At 48.0% G+C, this 19,454-nt stretch carries 18 protein-coding genes and 1 pseudogene; 18 read left to right on the top strand and 1 reads right to left on the bottom strand.

The features are described from left to right. Positions 1-102 precede the first annotated feature (102 nt). The 10 genes and pseudogenes from MKY82_RS23855 (at position 103) to MKY82_RS23810 (ending at position 8,184) form a co-directional block, all read left to right on the top strand. A complete protein-coding gene (locus tag MKY82_RS23855; RefSeq protein ID WP_339294519.1) occupies positions 103-822 on the top strand; it encodes a response regulator transcription factor in 720 nt (239 codons plus the stop codon). Further along, entirely contained in the window at positions 813-1,922 is a 1,110-nt protein-coding gene (locus MKY82_RS23850; protein ID WP_194543816.1) for a HAMP domain-containing sensor histidine kinase, read from the top strand. Before MKY82_RS23855 ends, MKY82_RS23850 begins: the two co-directional genes overlap by 10 nt. Continuing rightward, positions 1,919-2,473, top strand: coding sequence for a GNAT family N-acetyltransferase (locus MKY82_RS23845; RefSeq protein ID WP_194543815.1), 555 nt, complete (start codon positions 1,919-1,921; stop codon positions 2,471-2,473). Before MKY82_RS23850 ends, MKY82_RS23845 begins: the two co-directional genes overlap by 4 nt. Positions 2,474-2,577: 104 nt before the next feature. Then, entirely contained in the window at positions 2,578-3,225 is a 648-nt protein-coding gene (locus MKY82_RS23840) for a TetR/AcrR family transcriptional regulator (RefSeq protein WP_220684396.1), read from the top strand. Further along, positions 3,218-3,394 carry a hypothetical protein gene (locus MKY82_RS23835; RefSeq protein ID WP_220684397.1) on the top strand — a complete coding sequence of 59 codons (177 nt, stop codon included), beginning with the start codon at positions 3,218-3,220 and terminating at the stop codon, positions 3,392-3,394. Before MKY82_RS23840 ends, MKY82_RS23835 begins: the two co-directional genes overlap by 8 nt. Continuing rightward, on the top strand, positions 3,369-5,687 hold the full coding sequence (locus tag MKY82_RS23830) for an ABC transporter permease (protein ID WP_339294518.1): 2,319 nt from the start codon (positions 3,369-3,371) through the stop codon (positions 5,685-5,687). Before MKY82_RS23835 ends, MKY82_RS23830 begins: the two co-directional genes overlap by 26 nt. Before the next feature lie 4 nt (positions 5,688-5,691). Continuing rightward, positions 5,692-6,450: an ABC transporter ATP-binding protein gene (locus tag MKY82_RS23825; RefSeq protein ID WP_339294517.1), complete on the top strand. Its 759-nt coding sequence runs from the start codon at positions 5,692-5,694 to the stop codon at positions 6,448-6,450. 140 nt (positions 6,451-6,590) lie between these two features. After that, positions 6,591-7,052: pseudogene (locus MKY82_RS23820) on the top strand (NUDIX hydrolase); the annotation flags it as partial. Continuing rightward, complete coding sequence (locus MKY82_RS23815) at positions 7,050-7,604, top strand: nucleoside-triphosphatase (RefSeq protein ID WP_259445687.1); 555 nt, start codon at positions 7,050-7,052, stop codon at positions 7,602-7,604. The pseudogene MKY82_RS23820 and the gene MKY82_RS23815, both read left to right, overlap by 3 nt. 1 nt (position 7,605) lies before the next feature. Next, positions 7,606-8,184 carry a GNAT family N-acetyltransferase gene (locus MKY82_RS23810; protein WP_071221808.1) on the top strand — a complete coding sequence of 193 codons (579 nt, stop codon included), beginning with the start codon at positions 7,606-7,608 and terminating at the stop codon, positions 8,182-8,184. Positions 8,185-8,270: 86 nt separating this feature from the next. Here the strand turns inward: MKY82_RS23810 and MKY82_RS23805 are convergent, their stop codons facing one another. Then, the gene (locus tag MKY82_RS23805) at positions 8,271-9,317 is read right to left on the bottom strand and encodes a PocR ligand-binding domain-containing protein (protein ID WP_194543808.1); all 1,047 of its coding nucleotides are present in this window, start codon (positions 9,315-9,317) and stop codon (positions 8,271-8,273) included. Between the two features lie 204 nt (positions 9,318-9,521). Here MKY82_RS23805 and MKY82_RS23800 point away from each other — a divergent pair, with 204 nt between their 5' ends. The 8 genes from MKY82_RS23800 (at position 9,522) to MKY82_RS23765 (ending at position 19,429) form a co-directional block, all read left to right on the top strand. Next, positions 9,522-10,658: a glycerol dehydrogenase gene (locus MKY82_RS23800; RefSeq protein ID WP_071221806.1), complete on the top strand. Its 1,137-nt coding sequence runs from the start codon at positions 9,522-9,524 to the stop codon at positions 10,656-10,658. 1 nt (position 10,659) lies between these two features. Then, a complete protein-coding gene (dhaK, locus tag MKY82_RS23795) occupies positions 10,660-12,420 on the top strand; it encodes a dihydroxyacetone kinase subunit DhaK (protein ID WP_339294516.1) in 1,761 nt (586 codons plus the stop codon). Between the two features lie 354 nt (positions 12,421-12,774). Next, the gene (locus MKY82_RS23790; protein WP_339294515.1) at positions 12,775-13,725 is read left to right on the top strand and encodes a LacI family DNA-binding transcriptional regulator; all 951 of its coding nucleotides are present in this window, start codon (positions 12,775-12,777) and stop codon (positions 13,723-13,725) included. A 75-nt stretch (positions 13,726-13,800) separates the two neighbouring features. Beyond that, positions 13,801-14,109, top strand: coding sequence for a hypothetical protein (locus MKY82_RS23785; RefSeq protein WP_071219829.1), 309 nt, complete (start codon positions 13,801-13,803; stop codon positions 14,107-14,109). 536 nt (positions 14,110-14,645) lie between these two features. Next, on the top strand, positions 14,646-15,635 hold the full coding sequence (locus MKY82_RS23780) for an ABC transporter permease subunit (protein WP_339294514.1): 990 nt from the start codon (positions 14,646-14,648) through the stop codon (positions 15,633-15,635). Positions 15,636-15,651: 16 nt separating this feature from the next. Next, the gene (locus tag MKY82_RS23775; RefSeq protein WP_194543803.1) at positions 15,652-16,563 is read left to right on the top strand and encodes a carbohydrate ABC transporter permease; all 912 of its coding nucleotides are present in this window, start codon (positions 15,652-15,654) and stop codon (positions 16,561-16,563) included. 52 nt (positions 16,564-16,615) lie between these two features. After that, on the top strand, positions 16,616-18,232 hold the full coding sequence (locus MKY82_RS23770) for an extracellular solute-binding protein (RefSeq protein ID WP_194543802.1): 1,617 nt from the start codon (positions 16,616-16,618) through the stop codon (positions 18,230-18,232). A 171-nt stretch (positions 18,233-18,403) separates the two neighbouring features. Then, entirely contained in the window at positions 18,404-19,429 is a 1,026-nt protein-coding gene (locus tag MKY82_RS23765; protein ID WP_339294513.1) for a glycosidase, read from the top strand. Positions 19,430-19,454 lie beyond the last annotated feature (25 nt).

The raw sequence follows: 19,454 nt of genomic DNA, 5'->3' as shown, positions 1-19,454 counted from the left end.
AAAACTCGTAACATTTTACATAGAGTAATCTCGTAACCTTTTAAATAGAGTAAGATAGAAAATGAATTCGCAGGATAAGTTTAAAGTGAGGAGAAAATCGCAATGGGATCTGCAACCATACTAGCTGTTGATGATGAAATCGGTATTTTGAAGTTATTGGAGATCACGCTTCGGAAAGAGAACTTCACGAATATCGATACCGTATCATCGGGCAAAGGCGCGCTGCAGCGCATCAAAGAAAAGGCATATGATATGATATTGCTCGATATTATGCTCCCGGATCTAAGCGGTTTTGAGCTCTGTACGGAGATCCGTAGACATACGAATGCACCGATTATTTTTATTAGCGCGCGTTCCACCGACTTCGACAAATTAACAGGTTTAGGGATCGGCGGAGACGATTATATTACCAAGCCGTTTAATCCGATGGAGGTCATTGCCCGAATCAAGGCGATCCTTCGCCGGCAAAGGCTTACGGAGAATGCACATCAACAAAACACGGCGTACGATTACGGGTACTTCTCTTTTCATCCTGAATCGGCAACGTTAACCGTGCAGGGTCAATCTGTAGAATGCACGGCGAAGGAGCTGGAGCTGCTGCATTTCTTTTGTAAACATCCGAATCATATCTTCACGACGGCGCAGCTCTACGAATTGGTATGGGGAAATGATGTGTACGGGGAAGAAAAAACGGTCACGATCCATATCTCCAAGCTGCGAAAAAAACTCGGCGATGATACCCGAAAACCAAAAATCATCGTGAATTTGCGCGGAATCGGTTATAAATTCATTCCCCCGAATGAGGCACTGTCATGCGAATAAAGACTCGATTTACGATCCATTTAGCATTAGGGCTTATCTTATGGATGCTTGGGACGGGCTTGCTCGTCGTTATTATGATTGAAGGCTTTCTCCCCTTACTCGATATCCATGTCAGTATGGATGAGGAAGGGCTCGTTGTAGGATGGGTCTTTGGTATCAGCACGTTGCTGTGCATCGTCTTGTTTGGATGGTATTTTGGCGGCCCGATCGGCTTCATCATGGCGTGGATTCATCGACTCTCGCAGGACAATTACAAGCAGCCAGCCAATTTGTCCAAAATATATACCCGAAAAGGGAAGCTTCGCATGCGGTTCCGCCTGTATCAGGAGGTGCTTGAGCATCTTCATTCCTTGGGCAGTATTTTGCAAGCGAACGAAGTCGAGCGAACCCAAATCGAAGAAGCCAAGCAGGAATGGATTGCGGGGATCTCTCATGATTTGAAAACACCTTTAACCTATATCAAAGGCTACTCGGCCCTCTTATTGAATGACCAGTACGAATGGTCGAAGGAAGAGGCGATTTCTTTCATCCGGGAAATGGACGACAAGGGAAAGCATATGGAAGAGTTGATTCAAGATTTAAGCCTCGTCACACAGCTCAATCGCGCCGACGGCGCTTTGCCGTTACAGAAGACGAATCAAGATATCGTCGAATTTACAAAACGGGTGGTTGCCGATATTAGCAACAACCCGCAAGCGAGCAGCTATCATTTGCATTTTCAAGCGGATTCGCCTGCCATCCAGGTTGATTTTGATTCGAAATTCATGCAGCGCATCCTGCAAAATATGATGATGAACTCCATCCTCCACAATCCTGAACATACGGATATTTATGTACAGATTACGGACGAAGGAGAGCATGCTGCGATCCGCATCATGGACAACGGCGTAGGTATGCCGGCTCATATGTTGGAACATCTATTCCAGCAATATTACCGGGGCACCACCACGGAATCTTCATCAGATGGCACGGGACTCGGAATGGCGATTGTCTACAAGCTGGTTCAGGCCCATGACGGTGCAATCAATGTAGAAAGTGAGCCTTCACAAGGCACTACGTTCACGATTCGATTGCCAAAACAAGGAGGGAGACCTATATGAAGAAACTGCCGACCATTCCATTGGAAAGATTGATATTACGGCCTTTCGGTATAGAAGATGCCAAAGTCGTTCAACAATTAGCAGGGGATCCCTATATTGCGGAAACAACATTGTATATCCCGCATCCGTATGAGGATGGGATGGCAGAACAATGGATTGAAACACATGCTCATAACTTTCATGAAGACCGATCACTGGAACTGGCCATTGTACATAAAGAAGAACAATATGTAATAGGCGCAATATGTATTGGATGTACTCGTAAGTTTGATCATGGTGAACTTGCATATTGGATTGGGAGACCGTATAAGAACAATGGATATTGTACGGAAGCGGCAAGAGGTATCGTTAGGTATGCGTTTGACGAAATGAAATTACACCGCATATTTGCCCGTTATCTGGGTAAGAACCCTGCATCGGGTAAAGTCATGGAAAAGTTAGGAATGAAATACGAAGGACGATTAAGACAGCATGTTCGAAAATGGGATCAATACGAAGACCTTGTGTATTATGGCCTTTTAAGGGATGAATATGTTTCAGAGAATAGGTGAGGGGGCCCCCCCACCTAGATTCACTTAAAAACATCTTGACAATAACAGGAAATCTGTTATTCTATTACCGACAGGCAGTCGGTCTGTAGTGAGGGGGTGTAACCATGAGAGTTGTAAAAAAAGCGGAGGAACGCAGGAACGAGATCCTTGATGCAGCGGATGAGCTGTTTGCTCAGAAGGGCTTTGACGGCACAAGTACAAACGATATTCTTGGAAAGGTTGGCATTGCGCGGGGAACCTTGTATCATCACTTCAAGTCGAAGGAGGATATTATGGATGCGCTGATTGATCGGTATAGTGACGGTCTTCTAGATGCAGCGCAGGTCATTGCCGCAGACAAGACGATACCCGTAGTCGAGCGCGTGATTCGCGTTGTTATGGCTCTGAACTTAAGCGGCGGAAGCAGCAAGGAGATTATGGAGCATATTCACAAGCCGCAGAACGCGCTTATGCACCAAAAAATACAAAAGGTCATCATCAACCGAGTTCCGCCGATCCTGACGGGAATCATCCGCGAAGGCATTGAGCAGGGGATGTTCAGCACGCCGTTTCCGTATGAATGCATGGAAATGGTTGTGATCTATGCGAATACCGTTTTTGATGACGATATGATTACCTTGACGAATGAAGAGCGCGGCACACGAATGCTGGCCTTTGTTTGCAACGTAGAAAGGCTGCTCGGTGCGGCAAGCGGGAGTCTTATGGACGTCATGCAGATGTTTGGTGGAGGAGACGAAAGCAGCCATGAATAAACGGATAGTGTGGGGAATATCATCGGCGGGCCTCGGCAGAGGGATGGCATTTCTCATGATTATCGCCGGGATGCTGTTATGTGTGACTTCGGTCATTCTGTATAAGTTAAGGCGGTTAAAATGCGTGAAAGCAGAGGTGTTTTATGTACTCCAGAATAATCCGCAATGATCTTTTAAAAAGCAAGGCCATTACGCTAACGACCATGATATTTGTCGCTGCGGCGGCTATGCTTGTTTCGCTTGCGGCGATCCTCGTCGTCAATCTCACGGGTGCGCTGAACACATTGATGATACAAGCCAAAACCCCGCATTTTATGCAGATGCATTCCGGTGAAATAGATTCTGCGCGGCTTTCAGCTTTTGCGGAGCAGCATCACAATGTGGATGACGTTCAAGTGATGGAATTTCTCAATATGGATGGTGCGCGGATACGATTAGGCGAGCATTCGCTTGCGAATAGTGTCCAGGATAACGGATTTAGCATGCAGAGCCAAAAATTCGATTATCTGCTTGATCTCGACGGAAACATCATCAAACCTGCCATCGGCGAGTTGTATGTTCCGGTAAGCTATATGAGGGATGGAACAACCAAGTTCGGTGATCTGGCGGTTATTAGCGGGAAGGAGTTTATCGTTGCAGGATTCCTCCGGGATTCACAGATGAACTCTACGCTCTCCTCCTCCAAAAGATTTCTTGTACATAAACATGATTATGCGGAAATTAAGAGCCTTGGCAGCACGGAGTATCTGATTGAGTTTAGATTAAAGGATCTATCCGAGCTCGGTTCATTTGAAACGGCTTACGCCTCCGCAGGCCTTGAAGCAAACGGACCAACCGTTACATACAAGCTTTTCAAAATGATGAACGCACTTTCCGATGGATTGATGATCGCGGTTATACTTCTTGTGAGCGCGCTTGTCGTGGCCATCGCATTGATGTGCATACGATTTACGCTCCTGGCGAAAATCGAAGACGACTACCGCGAGATTGGCGTGATGAAGGCAATTGGGCTGCGTGTTTCCGACATAAAGAAGATGTATCTCGCGAAATACGCAGCGATTGCGGCGGCGGGTTGTATGCTCGGTTTTGCACTGTCGTTTATGTTCAAAGGCATGCTTCTTGAAAATATACGGCTGTTTATGGGAGAAAGTGAAAATTCCGCTTATGCTTTGTTGTTCGGAATTACCGGCATACTGCTTGTATTCCTTGCCATCATCGCCTATGTAAACACAGTGTTGAAACGTTTTCGGAACATATCCGCTGCAGAAGCTATACGCTTTGGGACTTCGCAGGACAAAAGCTCAGGCGCCAGCCGTTTTAATCTAAGTGGAAACAGGCTGTTGAATACGAATGTGTTCCTCGGCATCAAAGACGTTCTCGCAAGGAAAAAGCTTTATGCTACAAGCCTAACGGTACTGGTGATTTCAGCATTTATCATGATGGTTCCACAGAATTTGTACAACACCATCTCCTCTACAAGTTTCACGCAATATATGGGGATCGGAAACTATGATCTACGTGCTGACATACAGCAGACCGATAACATTTCAGAAAAAACGGCTGAACTACGAAATGAGATGAGCAGCGACCCCGCCATATCCAAGGTTGCCGTCCTTACAACAAAAGTCTTTAACATCAGAACAGAAGACGGTTCTGAGGAAAACATAAAAATCGAACTCGGCGACCATTCCATATTCCCGATTGCTTATTCCATTGGCAGAGCACCCGCTGCAGAGGATGAAATTGCACTGTCGGCTATAAATGCCGATGAACTAAGCAAGAAGGTCGGCGATGTCATTACACTGGTAATAGAGGGACAGGAGAAGGAACTGACGGTGAGCGGGATATATTCCGACATTACCAACGGCGGCAAAACCGCAAAGGCGGTATTCACCGACAATTCGGCGGATATGATGTGGAGCATCATCTGCGTTGAACTTTCGGATATATCTCTTATCGGCGCTAAGATTTCAGACTACGCGGACAGGTTTGATTTTGCGAAGATTTCAGATATTGATGAATTTATTACGCAGACATTCGGCTCAACGATAAATGCTGTTAAGAAGGCCTCGGACGCTGCAATTGCTGTTGCGCTGATGATATCGGTACTGATTACCCTGATGTTTATAAAAATGCTTGTTGCGAAGGACAGATATTCCATTGCCGTTATGAAAGCCCTCGGTTTCACGAACTCGGACATAAAGGTGCAATATGCTTCGCGTTCGGTATTTGTTCTGATGGTCGGCATTGTTCTTGGAACGCTTCTGGCGAACACGCTCGGAGAAAGGCTTGCGGGTGCGGTTATCTCTTCGTTTGGAGCGTCAGCGTTTCATTTTGTGGTCAATCCGCTTTCGGCGTATCTGTACAGCCCGCTTATGATGATAACCGCGGTACTTATCGCAACCATGATCGGCACTTCGGGCGCAGGACGTATCAAAATATCCGAAAATATAAAGGAGTAGGCAGATGAAAAAGATGATTATCGGTGAGGATATCGTCAAGTCTTTCGGCGAGGGTGGCGAACAGCGCAATGTTCTGGACGGGGTGTCCGCCAGTATACACGAGGGCGAGTTCGTAGCTGTTATGGGACCATCAGGCTCGGGCAAATCCACGCTAATGTTTGCACTGAGCGGGACGGATGGCGTGAATGGCGGAAAAGTCGTTTTTGAGGGCAAGGATTTATCGACGCTTGGGGAGAATGAGCTTGCAGATTTACGCAGAACCCAAATGGGTTTTGTATTCCAACAGCCGACGATGCTGAAAAATTTGAATATCCTCGACAATATCATTCTTCCTTCCATGCGGGATAACCGTAAAAACGCCGCGACCATTTCGATGAAGGCGAGGGAGCTTATGAAAAGGGTAGGCATCGCAGAGCTTGAAAAACGGAACATCACCCAGGTTTCGGGTGGTCAACTTCAGCGTGCGGGAATATGCCGGGCACTGATGAACAACCCGCGAATTATCTTCGGCGACGAGCCAACGGGAGCGCTCAACTCCATATCCGCTCAGGAAATCATGGACCTATTCTCGGAGATCAATGCAGACGGTACGGCGGTGATGCTTGTCACTCACGATGCACATGTTGCGGCGCGGACGGAGCGCATTATGTTTATGCGCGATGGGAAAGTGGTCGGCGAACTCAAGCTTCCAAAGCTTGTGGGAACGGATATGGATGGCAGGGTCAAGAAAGTTATGCTGAAAATGCAGGAAATCGGAATATAAATCGATATCCATTTAAGCCGCAGGACTATCGCCCTTGGTTAGCGAATGTATAATTATGGAATCACTTGATTCGCACTATAATTTACGCTTGAGCAGTCATTTGAGCGAAACATTAATCAAGAAACGGATGGTATTATAAGATGCATGATCAGTCCAAACATTTCGTTGAGGTTTCAGCACTTGTTAAGAATGAGGATGGACATGTTTTAATGGTTCGTACTCATGTTCGTTCGGATACGTGGGAAATGCCCGGAGGTTTCGTTGATGCTGGCGAGTCGTTAGATTCGGCGGTATGCCGAGAGTTTCTGGAGGAAACAGGAGTCGTTATACGTCCTTTAGGCATATCCGGCGTCTATTACAACGAGAGGCTTCATGTTATGTCTGTCGTTTTTCATGCGGAATATGTTAGCGGAGAAATAACCATTCAACCGGAAGAAATTCTGGAGGCCAAATTTATAGATCTGCACGATACGAATATGGATGAATACATAAAGAGACCCCATGTCAAATCACGCACGCTTGATGCAATGAATGCAGACCGCTTAGTCCCGTATGAGACATGGGATTTGAACCCGCCTCGTTATAAGTTGTTATATAGGATGGACGGGGAACGCCTGGAGGCCAAGCACGCATTTTTACTGACAGGGGAACCTCGGATCGGTAAAACGACGATGATCAAACAACTTATCAATGCCATCGGTCCGGATCTTTGCGGTGGATTCTATACGGAGGAAATCACGAATTCGAGTGGTCGAATCGGTTTTAAATGCGTATCCGTTTGTGGGGAAAGCATCGAGATTGCACATGTAGAAAACCCTAGCAGCACTCGTATTGGAAGATACGGAATGGATGTAGAGGCATTCGAGGATTTTGCCGTGAAAATATTAGAGGACGCCTTGTCCTCCAAGAAAATCATCGTTATCGACGAAATTGGTTTTATGCAGATGTTATCTTCGTCTTTTCAAAAAATAGTACAAGCGATTATTTCAGGTTCCCGGATTGTTCTGGGGACCATTCCTCTGGAGAGCCATCCTGAAATAGACATCATCAAATATCGGAAGGAAGTCAGGATTCTAAGTATGAACGCATCCAATCGTGACACGATATCCGAAACTTTGTTAAAGGATATGATGAAAGCTGTGGAGGGTGAATGATATGCAGATCGAAGATGTCTTTTCGGATCTCCCTACGTTAGAAACAGACAGAACGATATTAAGAAAACTGAGGAGCGAAGACGAACAGGATATATTTCATTACGGCTCTGATGAGGAGGTATCGAGATATACGGCATGGCCGACGCATCAAACGATGGAAGATACCCGTCTCTATTTAATGAGGGTCCTGCATAAATACAGCCAGCATGCTGTGGCCCCTTGGGGAATCGTGGACAAAGAAACCGGAAAGGTCATTGGAACCTCAGGGTTTATGGCTTGGGATGTCCGACATGCTAAAGCGGAATTGGGGTATGCTCTGTCCAAGGATTATTGGAATCGTGGTTACATGACCGAAGTGATCAGGACCATCATCTCTTTTGGATTTGAAAGAATGAAGCTGGTTAGAATCGAGGCAAGTTGTCTGCCGTCAAACCTAGGATCAGCCAGAGTGATGGAAAAGGCCGGCATGTCCTATGAAGGTTTATTAAGACAGACGATATTCGTAAAAGGGAACCATGAAGATCTGAAATTATACTCTATTGTTGTGGATGACTACCGGAATCAGAGCAACTCCCGTTAACCGGCTGATTGAATAACGGCCATCGTAGGAACCCCCTTCGTTTATGAGCGAAGGGGGTTACTTGGAATGATCGGTAGGCAGAACGGTCACTTAGCTGATAGCCCGGCATACAAGTTCCGGTACACGGCCGGGGTGAGGTGCTCGAACTTTTTGAACGTTTTAATGAAATAGCCCGTATCGCAAAATCCTAAATCATCGCTCACTTGATGGATCGGCGAATCGGTGGATTCCAGCAGCTGCTTGGCCCATTCAATCTTAAGCCTGGCAATGAAGACGGAGAAATTCTCACCTGTTTCCTTCGTAAAGATGCGGCTGAAATAGCTGGGACTGATATGGCAAAGCTTGGCCATCTCCTTCAGGCTGAAGTTCTCATGCTTATGCGCAAAAATATAGTCAAATGCGGGCTGAAGTACGGCATTCGACGAGACGAACCGCCCAGCGCCATTCTTCAATTTGGTATCGATCAGCGCACCTGACAGCTCCTGCTGCATGGATTGGATGCTGCGGACCGCACGATCCGACTCCTTAAAAGCTTCCACGGAAGCTGGCGCATCCATCTGGGACGAGAGCACTTTTTTGTACAAATCAATCGTGGTATGCTTCTGAATCGCTTCCTCCACGATATAGGTGCTTAATTGCAGCAGCAGATCCACGCACTTCGTCACCTCATCATAGGATAAGACGGGCAGTGCATCGTAATCCCCTTCGAGTTCCTTGAACTTCCGGTTTGACTCCACATTGGGCGGCCGAGATACGATCTGCTCCAGCATCGGAGCATCAGGTTCTCGGAGCTTGAGCTGTCCGGCCATAATCGCACCAAGATATTGGTTATCGATAATGATCGGGATGGCGATATCGATAATGTTGAAATGGCATAAATAGATATATGGTTTGTTTTGGCGAACCGCTTCAATGCCGGCTCGCGCGTCGCATTTTTGACAATATGAAGAGAGATGGGAATCCTGGCGAACGCCTTGGCAGAAAGGCTGACAGTGGCTGTGCTTGGTGACGGGAACGCCCTTGTAATCAACCGTAAGGATCGCCATTTTGGTCACAAGCGATAAGGAATCCTGCAGCTTCTCCCATTTCTCCAAATCAATGATTTCTTCTAAATCATATCGGGATTTGGACATGACAACATTCTCCTATGAAAAGTTATAGAAACTCTATTGAATATTATAGCGAATGGTTCCACTGAAGAACAAGATAATACAATTTTCCATGGGGATGACAAAAAAACACGATAAGAAAACGCTTTATTCCGACCTCATTGTTTCATGCTTCCCGAATAAGTACAACCTATAATAATTAATATAGTTTACGTAGGAGGAATGATCATGAGAAGAGCGTTTATCAGCCCGACAAAATATGTGCAGGGTGAGAACGAACTGTTGAATTTGGGTTATTTTGTAAAGACATTCGGAGATTCCGCCCTGCTGATTGCCCATCCCGATGATGTTGCACGGGTGAAAGACAAATTGGAGTCAACAAAACAGAAATTTAATATAACGCTAGTTGAAAGCGGCTTCCGTGGGGAATGTTCCCGGCAGGAGGTTGCCAGATTGCAAGCATTGGCGAAGGAGCATCAATGTGCTTGCACGATTGGCCTCGGCGGAGGCAAAGCGATTGATACGGCAAAATGCGTGGCCGAAGGTGAGGCCCTGATCATTGTTCCGACGATTGCGGCAACCGATGCGCCGACAAGCCATTCAGCGGTCCTCTATACCCCGGAAGGCGAATTCGATGATTATGCTTATTTCAAACAAAGTCCTAGCGTTGTCATGATTGATACGACGGTTATTGCCAAAGCGCCGACTAGATTCCTTGTCGCTGGCATGGGGGATGCGCTCTCTACCTATTTCGAAGCAAGAGCAACGGCGCAATCGTATTCCAATGTTAATGCCGGTTTGCCATGCGGCGTTCGCGAGGGCGTATGCGGTGAAGCCAAAGGGACGATTACCGCGCTGGGACTTGCCAAGCTATGCTATGAAACGCTGCTTGAGAACGGGTACAGAGCGAAACTGGCCTGCGATCAAAACATCGTGACGCCTGCGCTTGAGAATATCATCGAGACGAATATTCTGTTATCGGGACTAGGCTTCGAGAGCGGAGGTTTGGCAGCGATTCACGCGATTCACAATGGCTTGACGGCTCTGGAAGGAACGCATCATTATTATCACGGCGAGAAGGTAGCCTTCAGTACGATTGCTCAATTGGTGCTTGAGAATGCCGATAGGAACGAAATGAAGGAAGTGCTGGACTTCTGTCTGTCGATCGGTCTTCCTGTATGTCTGGAAGATATCGGCGTCGAGCATGTGACCTACGAGGAACTGCTTGAAGTGGCCAAAAAGGCATGTATTGCCGAAGAATCCATCCACTCGATGCCATTCCCGATTTCGGAGGAAGCGGTAGCATCGGCGATTATGGCCGCTGACCAATTGGGCCGTCAATACAAATGGAGTAAGGAGATATAAGATGAAGAAAATCATGAACAAACCGGAAACCTTGGTTCGGGAAATGTGCAATGGGCTTGTGCTCGCGCATCCTGAGCTGGCGTTCAACCCTAAATTCAAGGTGATTTCCAAAAAGGAGATCGACCAAGATAAAGTTACGCTGATCAGCGGCGGCGGAAGCGGCCACGAACCGGCGCATGCCGGATTCGTTGGAAAAGGCATGCTGGATGCGGCCGTGTGCGGCGATGTGTTTGCTTCCCCATCCCAAATCCAGGTGTATCAGGCGATCCGCAGCTCCGCGAGCAATAAGGGAACGCTGCTTATTATCAAAAATTACAGCGGCGACATCATGAACTTCAAAAATGCGGCCCACCTCGCGAGCGAGGACGGCATCCAAGTGGATTATGTGAAGGTCGATGATGACATTGCCGTTGAAGACAGTCTTTATACGGTAGGGCGAAGAGGGGTTGCCGGAACGGTGCTCGTTCATAAGGTAGCCGGAGCGGCTGCAGAAGCCGGGCTGTCCCTGCCGGAAGTGAAAGAAGCGGCGCAGCATGCGATTAACCATGTTCGCAGCATTGGCTTCGCGTATACCTCCTGCACCGTGCCCGCCAAGGGAACTCCCACGTTTCATATCGAGGATGACGAGATGGAGTATGGCGTCGGCATTCACGGCGAACCGGGAATCCGCAGGGAGAAATCGGCTTCTGCAGATGAGCTGGCGCAGCGGATGGTCACGTCATTGCTGGACAACTTGCAGATGAATGATGCTGCAGAGCATGAAGTAGCCGTATTAATCAACGGATTTGGCGGCACGCCGCTGCAAGAGCTGTATTTGCTGAACAATTCCGTCATGCGCGAATTGGCGTCCCGGAGCAAGCGGGTATTCAAAGTATTCGTCGGCAACTATATGACCAGCATCGATATGGCGGGCGCATCGGTGACAATCATGAAGCTGGACGAAACGCTCAAGAAGTGGCTGTCTGCGCCATGCGATACGCCGGCACTGTCGGTCAAGGGACCTTTTGAACCTGTGATTTATACCGAGGTTGTTCACGCACAGAAGTCAGAGAACGCGGTATCGTATAAAAACAATACGGATCCTGCCGCAGCGATGGTAAAGAACAACCGGCTGACCTTGCAAAATATCGTATATCTGATCGATCAAATGAGTGAGGTCATTATCGAGAACGAAGTACCGTTCTGCGAGCTCGACGCCCATGCCGGAGACGGCGATTTCGGTATGAGCGTTGCCAAGGGCTTCAAGCAGCTAAAAGCGGAGTGGGACGATATTCTGACCCACCATCTTCGCGATATCGGCGATTTCCTCGACGCCTGCTCGATGATCATCATGGAGCATTGCGGCGGGGCTTCCGGACCGATCTGGGGATCCGCATTCCGGGCGGCGAGTAAATCTGCCGGTCAGAAGCAGGAATTGTCCGTTCAAGAGGTTGCCGATATGATGCAGGCCGTTGTCAAGGGAATTCAGGATACGGGCGAACGATCGTTCGGAAGAGGAGCCGTTGTCGGCGACAAGACATTGATCGATGCGCTCGTGCCGTTCGCGGATGCCTGGACGCAGAGTGCGGAGCAAGGCGTGGCGATGAAGCCGGCAGCGATCAAGGCGGCCGAAGCGGCGGTTCTCGGCGCTAAGAAGACGGCAGACATCGTTGCCAGAATGGGAAGAGCAGGCACGGTCGGCGAACGCAGCATCGGATACCCGGATGCGGGGGCGCATGCGCTCGGGGTTATTTTCACCGAGCTTGCCAAAGCGATGAAGTAATCTGGAATGTGGTTATGTTCCTGTCAGGTACTACAGTACTACTCATATGTAATTGTGAAACGGAAGTCCCCTAAATCTACGGGGACTTTTCTTTATTAACTTATTTCGATAGTGGATAGCATAAATGGTCAAGAGATTATAGCCTAAGAAATGGATCGTTAGCATACTATCCATAACGGCAATTGTATACGAGAAATATAAATGAAATTAATAGTAGGTTGCTTTCAGCTGCAGAGTCGAAATAAATAAGCTCCTCATTACTGTGATTACACTTGTGGGAAGCTTATTGTTGTTTTACGCGCTGATTTGGTGTAAGACTAGAGTATGAAGTGTGAGATATAGGAGAAGGTGACAATGGCAAATATTAATGATATTGCAAAGCGGGCAGGAGTATCCGTATCAACAGTATCAAGGGTGCTGAATCAACATCCTTATGTATCTGAATCGAAGCGGGCAGCTGTGCAGCGTGTGATTGATGAAATGGACTATACGCCAAATCGCTCAGCTGTCGATTTAATTCGTAAGGAAACAAGAAGTATCGGTGTGATCATGCCGCACAACAACAATCAAGCCTTTGATCAACTGCTTCATGGCGTGCTTAATCGATCGGTCGAGCATGATTATTCCGTGATGGTTCTGCCTACAAAGTACGATCCGGATAAAGAGCTCAGCTGCTTAAATATGCTGAAAAATAAACAACTGGATGGCATCATCATTACCTCTCGCTCAAACACTTGGGATGCCATTGTGCCATATACCAAGTATGGGACGATCGTCGCATGCGAGTTTACGGATCATCCTGAGATTGGCTGTGCCTACATGGATCGATATGCATCTTACGTAGACACGTTTCAATTGTTAAAGGATAAAGGGCATTCACGAGTCGCTTTTACGACAGCAAGAGGAGAAGAGAGCAATAGTACACAGCTGACGATAAAGGCGTATCAGTATATATTTGGCGATCTGCCGCCAGCATACCATATCAGGGATTGCTACAGCATGGATGACGGGTTAAGAGCGGCACAACAACTACTTAATATGGATCTTAGACCAACCGCTGTTTATGCGAACGGCGATGAGGTGGCGACAGGTATTTATCAGTATGCAAGGAGCATACAACTGGAGGTGCCAGAGGATCTGGCGATCATTGGCCAGGAGAATCAGCCTGTTGGAATTGGGTTACGCCTATCTACGGTTGATCATCAATTGGTGAAAGTCGGTGAACAAGCCTTTGATCTTACAATTAAGAAATCAAAGGATAAGGTAGAGATTCCTTATCACATCATTGTACGGCAATCGATATAGGTATTGACTTACCATCGCTCCCTGCATGGTATTTTTCAATGATCCAGCCCATCATTTTATTTTTGGAGGATATTTATGAATCAACGTTTTCGGATTACAAGATCCATGAATGCAACTACTAGTGATCAAGAGATTTCATTGGAGGAATGCCAAGCTTATTTTTCATCCAAGGCGGATTTCACTTATCAGACGGTGCTGACTGTGAAAGGGGAGGAGAGCACCATGTCCGTCGAAGGAGATTTCTTTATGTGGAAACATGGAGAAGCCCTTATTCCATTTAGACACTATATGGGGGAGTTGTACATAGCCGTCTCCCATCAAGAAATCGTACCCCTCATGATCGGAATTGCAGCTGATTTACGGGCAGATATCGTAGAAGGGTAAGGAATGAAAATTGCCATATGACAAGATATTAAACCTAAAGGCCGCATTCTTGGTCATACCCCTGTCAAGTAGACAGAACGAAAAGAGACCTTTGAGCAGCAACCGTTTCTCGGTATTCCACCGGGGAACGGTTGTTTCATTTTTTCGAAATCGTTCTCGGCGTGTCGTATTGGCGGATGACTTTTTCCTCTTGTCTACTAGTCTGGCAGAACAGGTTCATGACGATTCTCCTCTTGGCTTGGACAGCTTGAAGGAGCACAATATGTAACATATGAAACCTGATAACAGGTTCATATGTTACATATTCTCAGCAGCATACTTAAACATGGATTGCGGTGATCCGGATGAAAAATGATGATAGCAGCGGGATGTCGCCGGACAGACGGATGACAATGCACATCTTACACATTTACGATGTCATGCCGTCTTCTCTACACTTTGGAATGTAAGCGTTACCTGTTAACCACTGAAACGTGATGTACGTGAGTGAGCCAGATAACCTGACATGAATCGATATGTAAGAAAGGAGGGGAAGCATGAGGGGGAAAAGACTACTTGCTGTGATATCCGGAAGACGTTTCATCCATCGCGAAACGAAGCCGCCTAATCCAGGTGTAAACCCAACGTCTCTCGGTAAAAGAATCAGGGTGAACTGGGAGCTTTATCTGTTCTTGGTGCCGGTCACACTGTATTTCCTTGTATTTCACTATGCGCCGATGTACGGTATCCAGATTGCCTTTAAGAACTTTATCCCTAGCAAAGGAATCATGGACAGCCCATGGGTGGGCTTCGATCATTTCGAGCGTTTCTTCAATTCCTACTATTTCTGGGATCTGCTCTGGAATACGTTCAGCCTCAGCTTCTACGAGCTGATCATCGGGTTTCCGCTGCCGATCATCCTGGCGCTTGCTTTCAACGAAATCCGTACGGGTCCCTTCAAGAAAATGGTTCAGACCGTTACGTATGCGCCTCATTTTATATCCGTTGTGGTCATGGCCGGTATGATTATTACCTTCTTATCGCCGTCCACCGGCATACTGGTCCAATTCATCAAATGGATGGGTTTCGATGCGCCGAACTTTTTGTCGGATCCGGCCTGGTTCAAGACCGTATACGTTCTGTCCGGAGTCTGGCAAAGCACCGGATGGGGGACCATTATCTATCTGGCAGCGCTGTCCGGTGTCGATCCCCAGCAGCATGAAGCCGCGATTGTGGACGGAGCCAGTCGTTTCAAACGATTGTTGCACATCAACCTGCCGGCCATACTCCCAACGATCACCATTTTGCTGATTCTGAACATGGGCAACATTCTTACGATTGGCTTCGAAAAAATACTGCTGCTGCAGAACTCCCTGAATATGGAGTCTTCGGATGTCATTTCAACTTATGTTTACCGGACCGGTCTGGTAGACGCGCAGTACAGCTTCTCGACAGCTGTTGGCCTGTTCAACTCCGTGATCAACGTCATTTTACTGGTAACCGTCAACCGGATTGCCAGACGCACCAGCGAGAACAGCCTATGGTAGAAAGGGGGAAAGTACATTGGTTACCGCAATGAAGGAATCGAAGTGGGACAAAATTTTTCTGGGCAGCGTCTATATCTATTTATCCATCGCTCTGATTGTTGTTCTTTATCCGCTCATTTATATTCTCAGCGCATCGATCAGCAGCCCGCAGCAGGTGAATTCGGGTGCGATGTGGCTGTTTCCCAAGGAAATTACCTGGGCCGGATACCAGCTGGTCTTCGAAAACCCGAAGATTTGGAACGGATATCTGAACACGATCGTCTATACTGGGATAGGAACGCTGTTGAACCTGGCCGTGACACTGCCTGCAGCCTATGCGCTCAGCAGGTCGGATTTGGTCGGTCGTCAACTGTTCTTGGGATTTATCCTGTTCACGATGTTCTTTACCGGAGGGCTTGTGCCAACGTATCTCGTAGTCCGGAATTTGGGGCTGATCAACACGATGGGGGCGCTCATTCTTCCCGTAGCTGCATCGGTATGGAATATCATCGTTGCCCGGACGTTCTTCCAGACGACGATCCCGAAGGAACTGCAGGAAGCGGCCTATATGGACGGCTGTACCAACCTGAAGCTGTTCGTCCGCATTATTCTGCCGTTGTCAGCGCCGATTATTGCTGTTATGGCTTTGTTTTACGGGGTCAGTCACTGGAACAGCTATTTTCCGGCTCTGATCTATCTCAACGATGAGAGCAAGTATCCCCTGCAGATGGTGCTGCGGCAGATTCTGGTTCTTCAGGAAATGACGGCGGAGACGACCGGCGCCGCAATCAGCGGGGATGCCGCCAGGGCAATGAGTTCCAAAGCCGAAACCGCATCGCTGATCAAATACGGGGTTATCGTCGTATCGACGCTGCCGATTGTCGCGCTCTATCCTTTTTTACAACGATACTTTGTCCAAGGGGTCATGATTGGTTCTGTAAAAGGATGATGAAAGCGTTTTATAAAATAAAAGCTTGAGTATGCAAAGGGAGGAAACATGGATGAAGATGACAAGCAAAACTTGGAAGCTGGTGCTGACGGGGATAACAGCCCTGTCTCTGCTCGCCGGATGCGGTTCGGGCAGCGATACGAAATCTGCCGGAACAAAGTCAACAGAAGCAGCCGCCGTAAATAAGGAAGGCTTCCCGATTATGAATGAACCGATTACGCTGACCATGATGGCACCTGATGTCGGCGTTCAGAACTGGAAGGATATGATCGTGCTGCAGCAGATGGAGGAAAAGACGGGCATTTCATTCCGATACTTGAACGCTCCGAAGGATAGTTTTGATACGAAGAAGAACCTCGTATTTGCCAGCGGCGATTACCCGGATGTCTTCTACGCTGCAGGCCTGACGGCGGCTGAACAGATGAACTATGGCGAGCAGGGAATTCTGATTCCGCTTGAGGAGCTCATCGAGGAATATGCTCCGAACTTCAAGGCGCTGATGGACGAAATTCCGGAGATCCGTAAATCCATTACAGCTCCGGATGGACATATCTACTCCTTGCCAGCGATCGATTTAAGCCAGCATTGGTATCGCAACCCGCTGTGGTACAACGGTGATTTTTTGGAGGCCCTGAATATCGACAAGCTTCCGGAGACGACCGAGGAGCTCTATGCCTTCCTGAAGCGTGTAAAAGAAGAGGATCCGAACGGCAATGGAGTCGCCGATGAAATCCCGATCTCTTCCGTTTCGACAGCTACAACTAATGCTCGGGATATTCGTACTTGGCTGCTTGGCGCTTTCGGCATCTATGAAGACGAAATTTATGTGGACGATGAGGATGTTGTTCATTATACCCCGATAGAAGAGGGCTTCCGAGAGTATCTGGTTTATATGAATCGTCTATGGAAAGAGGATCTGCTTGACCACGAAAGCTATTCGCAAACCGCAGAACAGAAAAAGGCCAAGGCACAGAACAATCAGGTGGCCCTGTTCTCCGACTGGCATGCCTACATGACCAAAGGGGGAGAACCGTCCACCAAGGATCCGATGTTCGCTCCGGTAAAAAGCGATCTGGTAGACAAGCCGGCTATCGCCAAGAACAGAGGGATCACGACAGGGGCTTTTGCCATCACGGTGACCAATCCTGCCCCTGAAGCCTCGATGCGTTGGGTGGACTACCTTTATTCTTATGAAGGATCGCTCTTTTTCAACAAAGGACCAGAAGGCAAGCTGTGGGAGTACACGGATGAAGCCAACCGGGTGAAGCGCTATTTGCCTGTGCCGGACGGCATGGAGATGGAGGATTACCGTGCGACTTTGACGCCAAACTACGGCATTCCGGCTCCTACCATCAATACGGACGATATTAATAAAGGATTGAAGACCGACTTTGATCAGTGGGTTGAAAAGGAAACGAAGGAAAAGCTGCTTGACCGCGGAGCAAGACCGCCGTTCCCTGCCTTGTTCCTGACCGTTGAAGAGCAAACCGAGATCAACAGCCTGAACTCGGATCTGAGCACGTATGTACAACAGATGGAGGCGAAATTCGTTACGGGAGCAGAACCATTGTCCAATTGGGATAACTACCTGAACACGATGAAGAAAATGGGTGCCGACCGGGTCGTTGAAATCTACCAAGGTGCATATGACCGTTGGAAGTCGAACTAAACGCAGATTGCGTCTAGCAGAAATTAGCCATCAAGATAAGATATACGAGATGACAGAGGTTTTCAAAGAAAAGGTGGCCTGGGAGAAGTCGATTTCTCTTTCAGGCCCACCTATGAATTCAAGAGGGCCTTGATAGATTCTGAATACCATACAAGTGTGGAGGCCTAGCCTATGAAAATAACGAGACATCCAAACAATCCGATCGTCGTTCCGGGAAAATACGAATGGCGTAAAGTTACTGTATTCAATCCTGCGGTTATTATAGACAACGGCAAGTTTTACATGATCGAACGTACCGCAGGCTCCCTAACGCCTTGCAAGAATGTTTTGGGACTGCTGGAGAGTGAGGACGGAGTGAATTTTACGCACGTGACAGACGAGCCGATCGTGACGCCAGACATGCTGGGCTTCCCATATGGAAGCGTCCAGGACCCGCGGATTGTCAAAATAGACGGCACGTACTATTTAAACTATGCCCTTAGGCCGTGCGCCATGAGTTACTATCCGACAGGAGCGGGCATACCGGAGCGTTCAATTCCGAAATATCCGGACGGCTGGGGGGAGGAGGAAGGCCACTGGCTCACCCGCTCTTCGATTGTGAAGTCGGACAATCTGATCGACTGGGAATTCGTTGCCGATACGACACCGCTCGACATCAATGACCGTGACAACATTTTGTTCCCTGAGAAGATTAACGGAAGGTATGTATTGCTGCGCCGTCCGGAGGAATACGTGGGTGCAGCTCACGGAACGGACAGCGCGGCGATATGGATTACGTACTCCGAGGATCTGGTTCATTGGGAAGAGCCGAAGCTTCTGGCCAAGGCTGAGAACCCGGCCTGGGAATCCAGGAAAATCGGCGGAGCAACCCCGCCTGTGCGAACCGATAAAGGCTGGCTGGTCCTTTACCACGGCGTTGATGATCAGGTCGTTTACCGAGTCGGGGCGATGCTTCTTGACCTGAACAACCCTGAGAAGGTCATAGCAAGAACGAAGAATTTCATTATGGAACCGGAGGCCTATTATGAGAAATTCGGTTATCAAATTCCGAATGTGGTGTTCCCGACAGGAAACGTGGTCAAAGACGGCCTGCTCTATATCTATTATGGTGTGACCGACACTGCCATTGCACTGGCTACCGTGCCGGTCGATGAGCTGGTAGAGCATATCCTGAACGAACCGCAGCCAGTGAAATAGAAGCATCCGGGCCCTTTCGAGACAA

Source organism: Paenibacillus sp. FSL W7-1279, assembly GCF_037969845.1.
Lineage (GTDB): Bacteria > Bacillota > Bacilli > Paenibacillales > Paenibacillaceae > Paenibacillus_AQ.
This window is presented reverse-complemented; position numbering and strand designations above follow the sequence as displayed.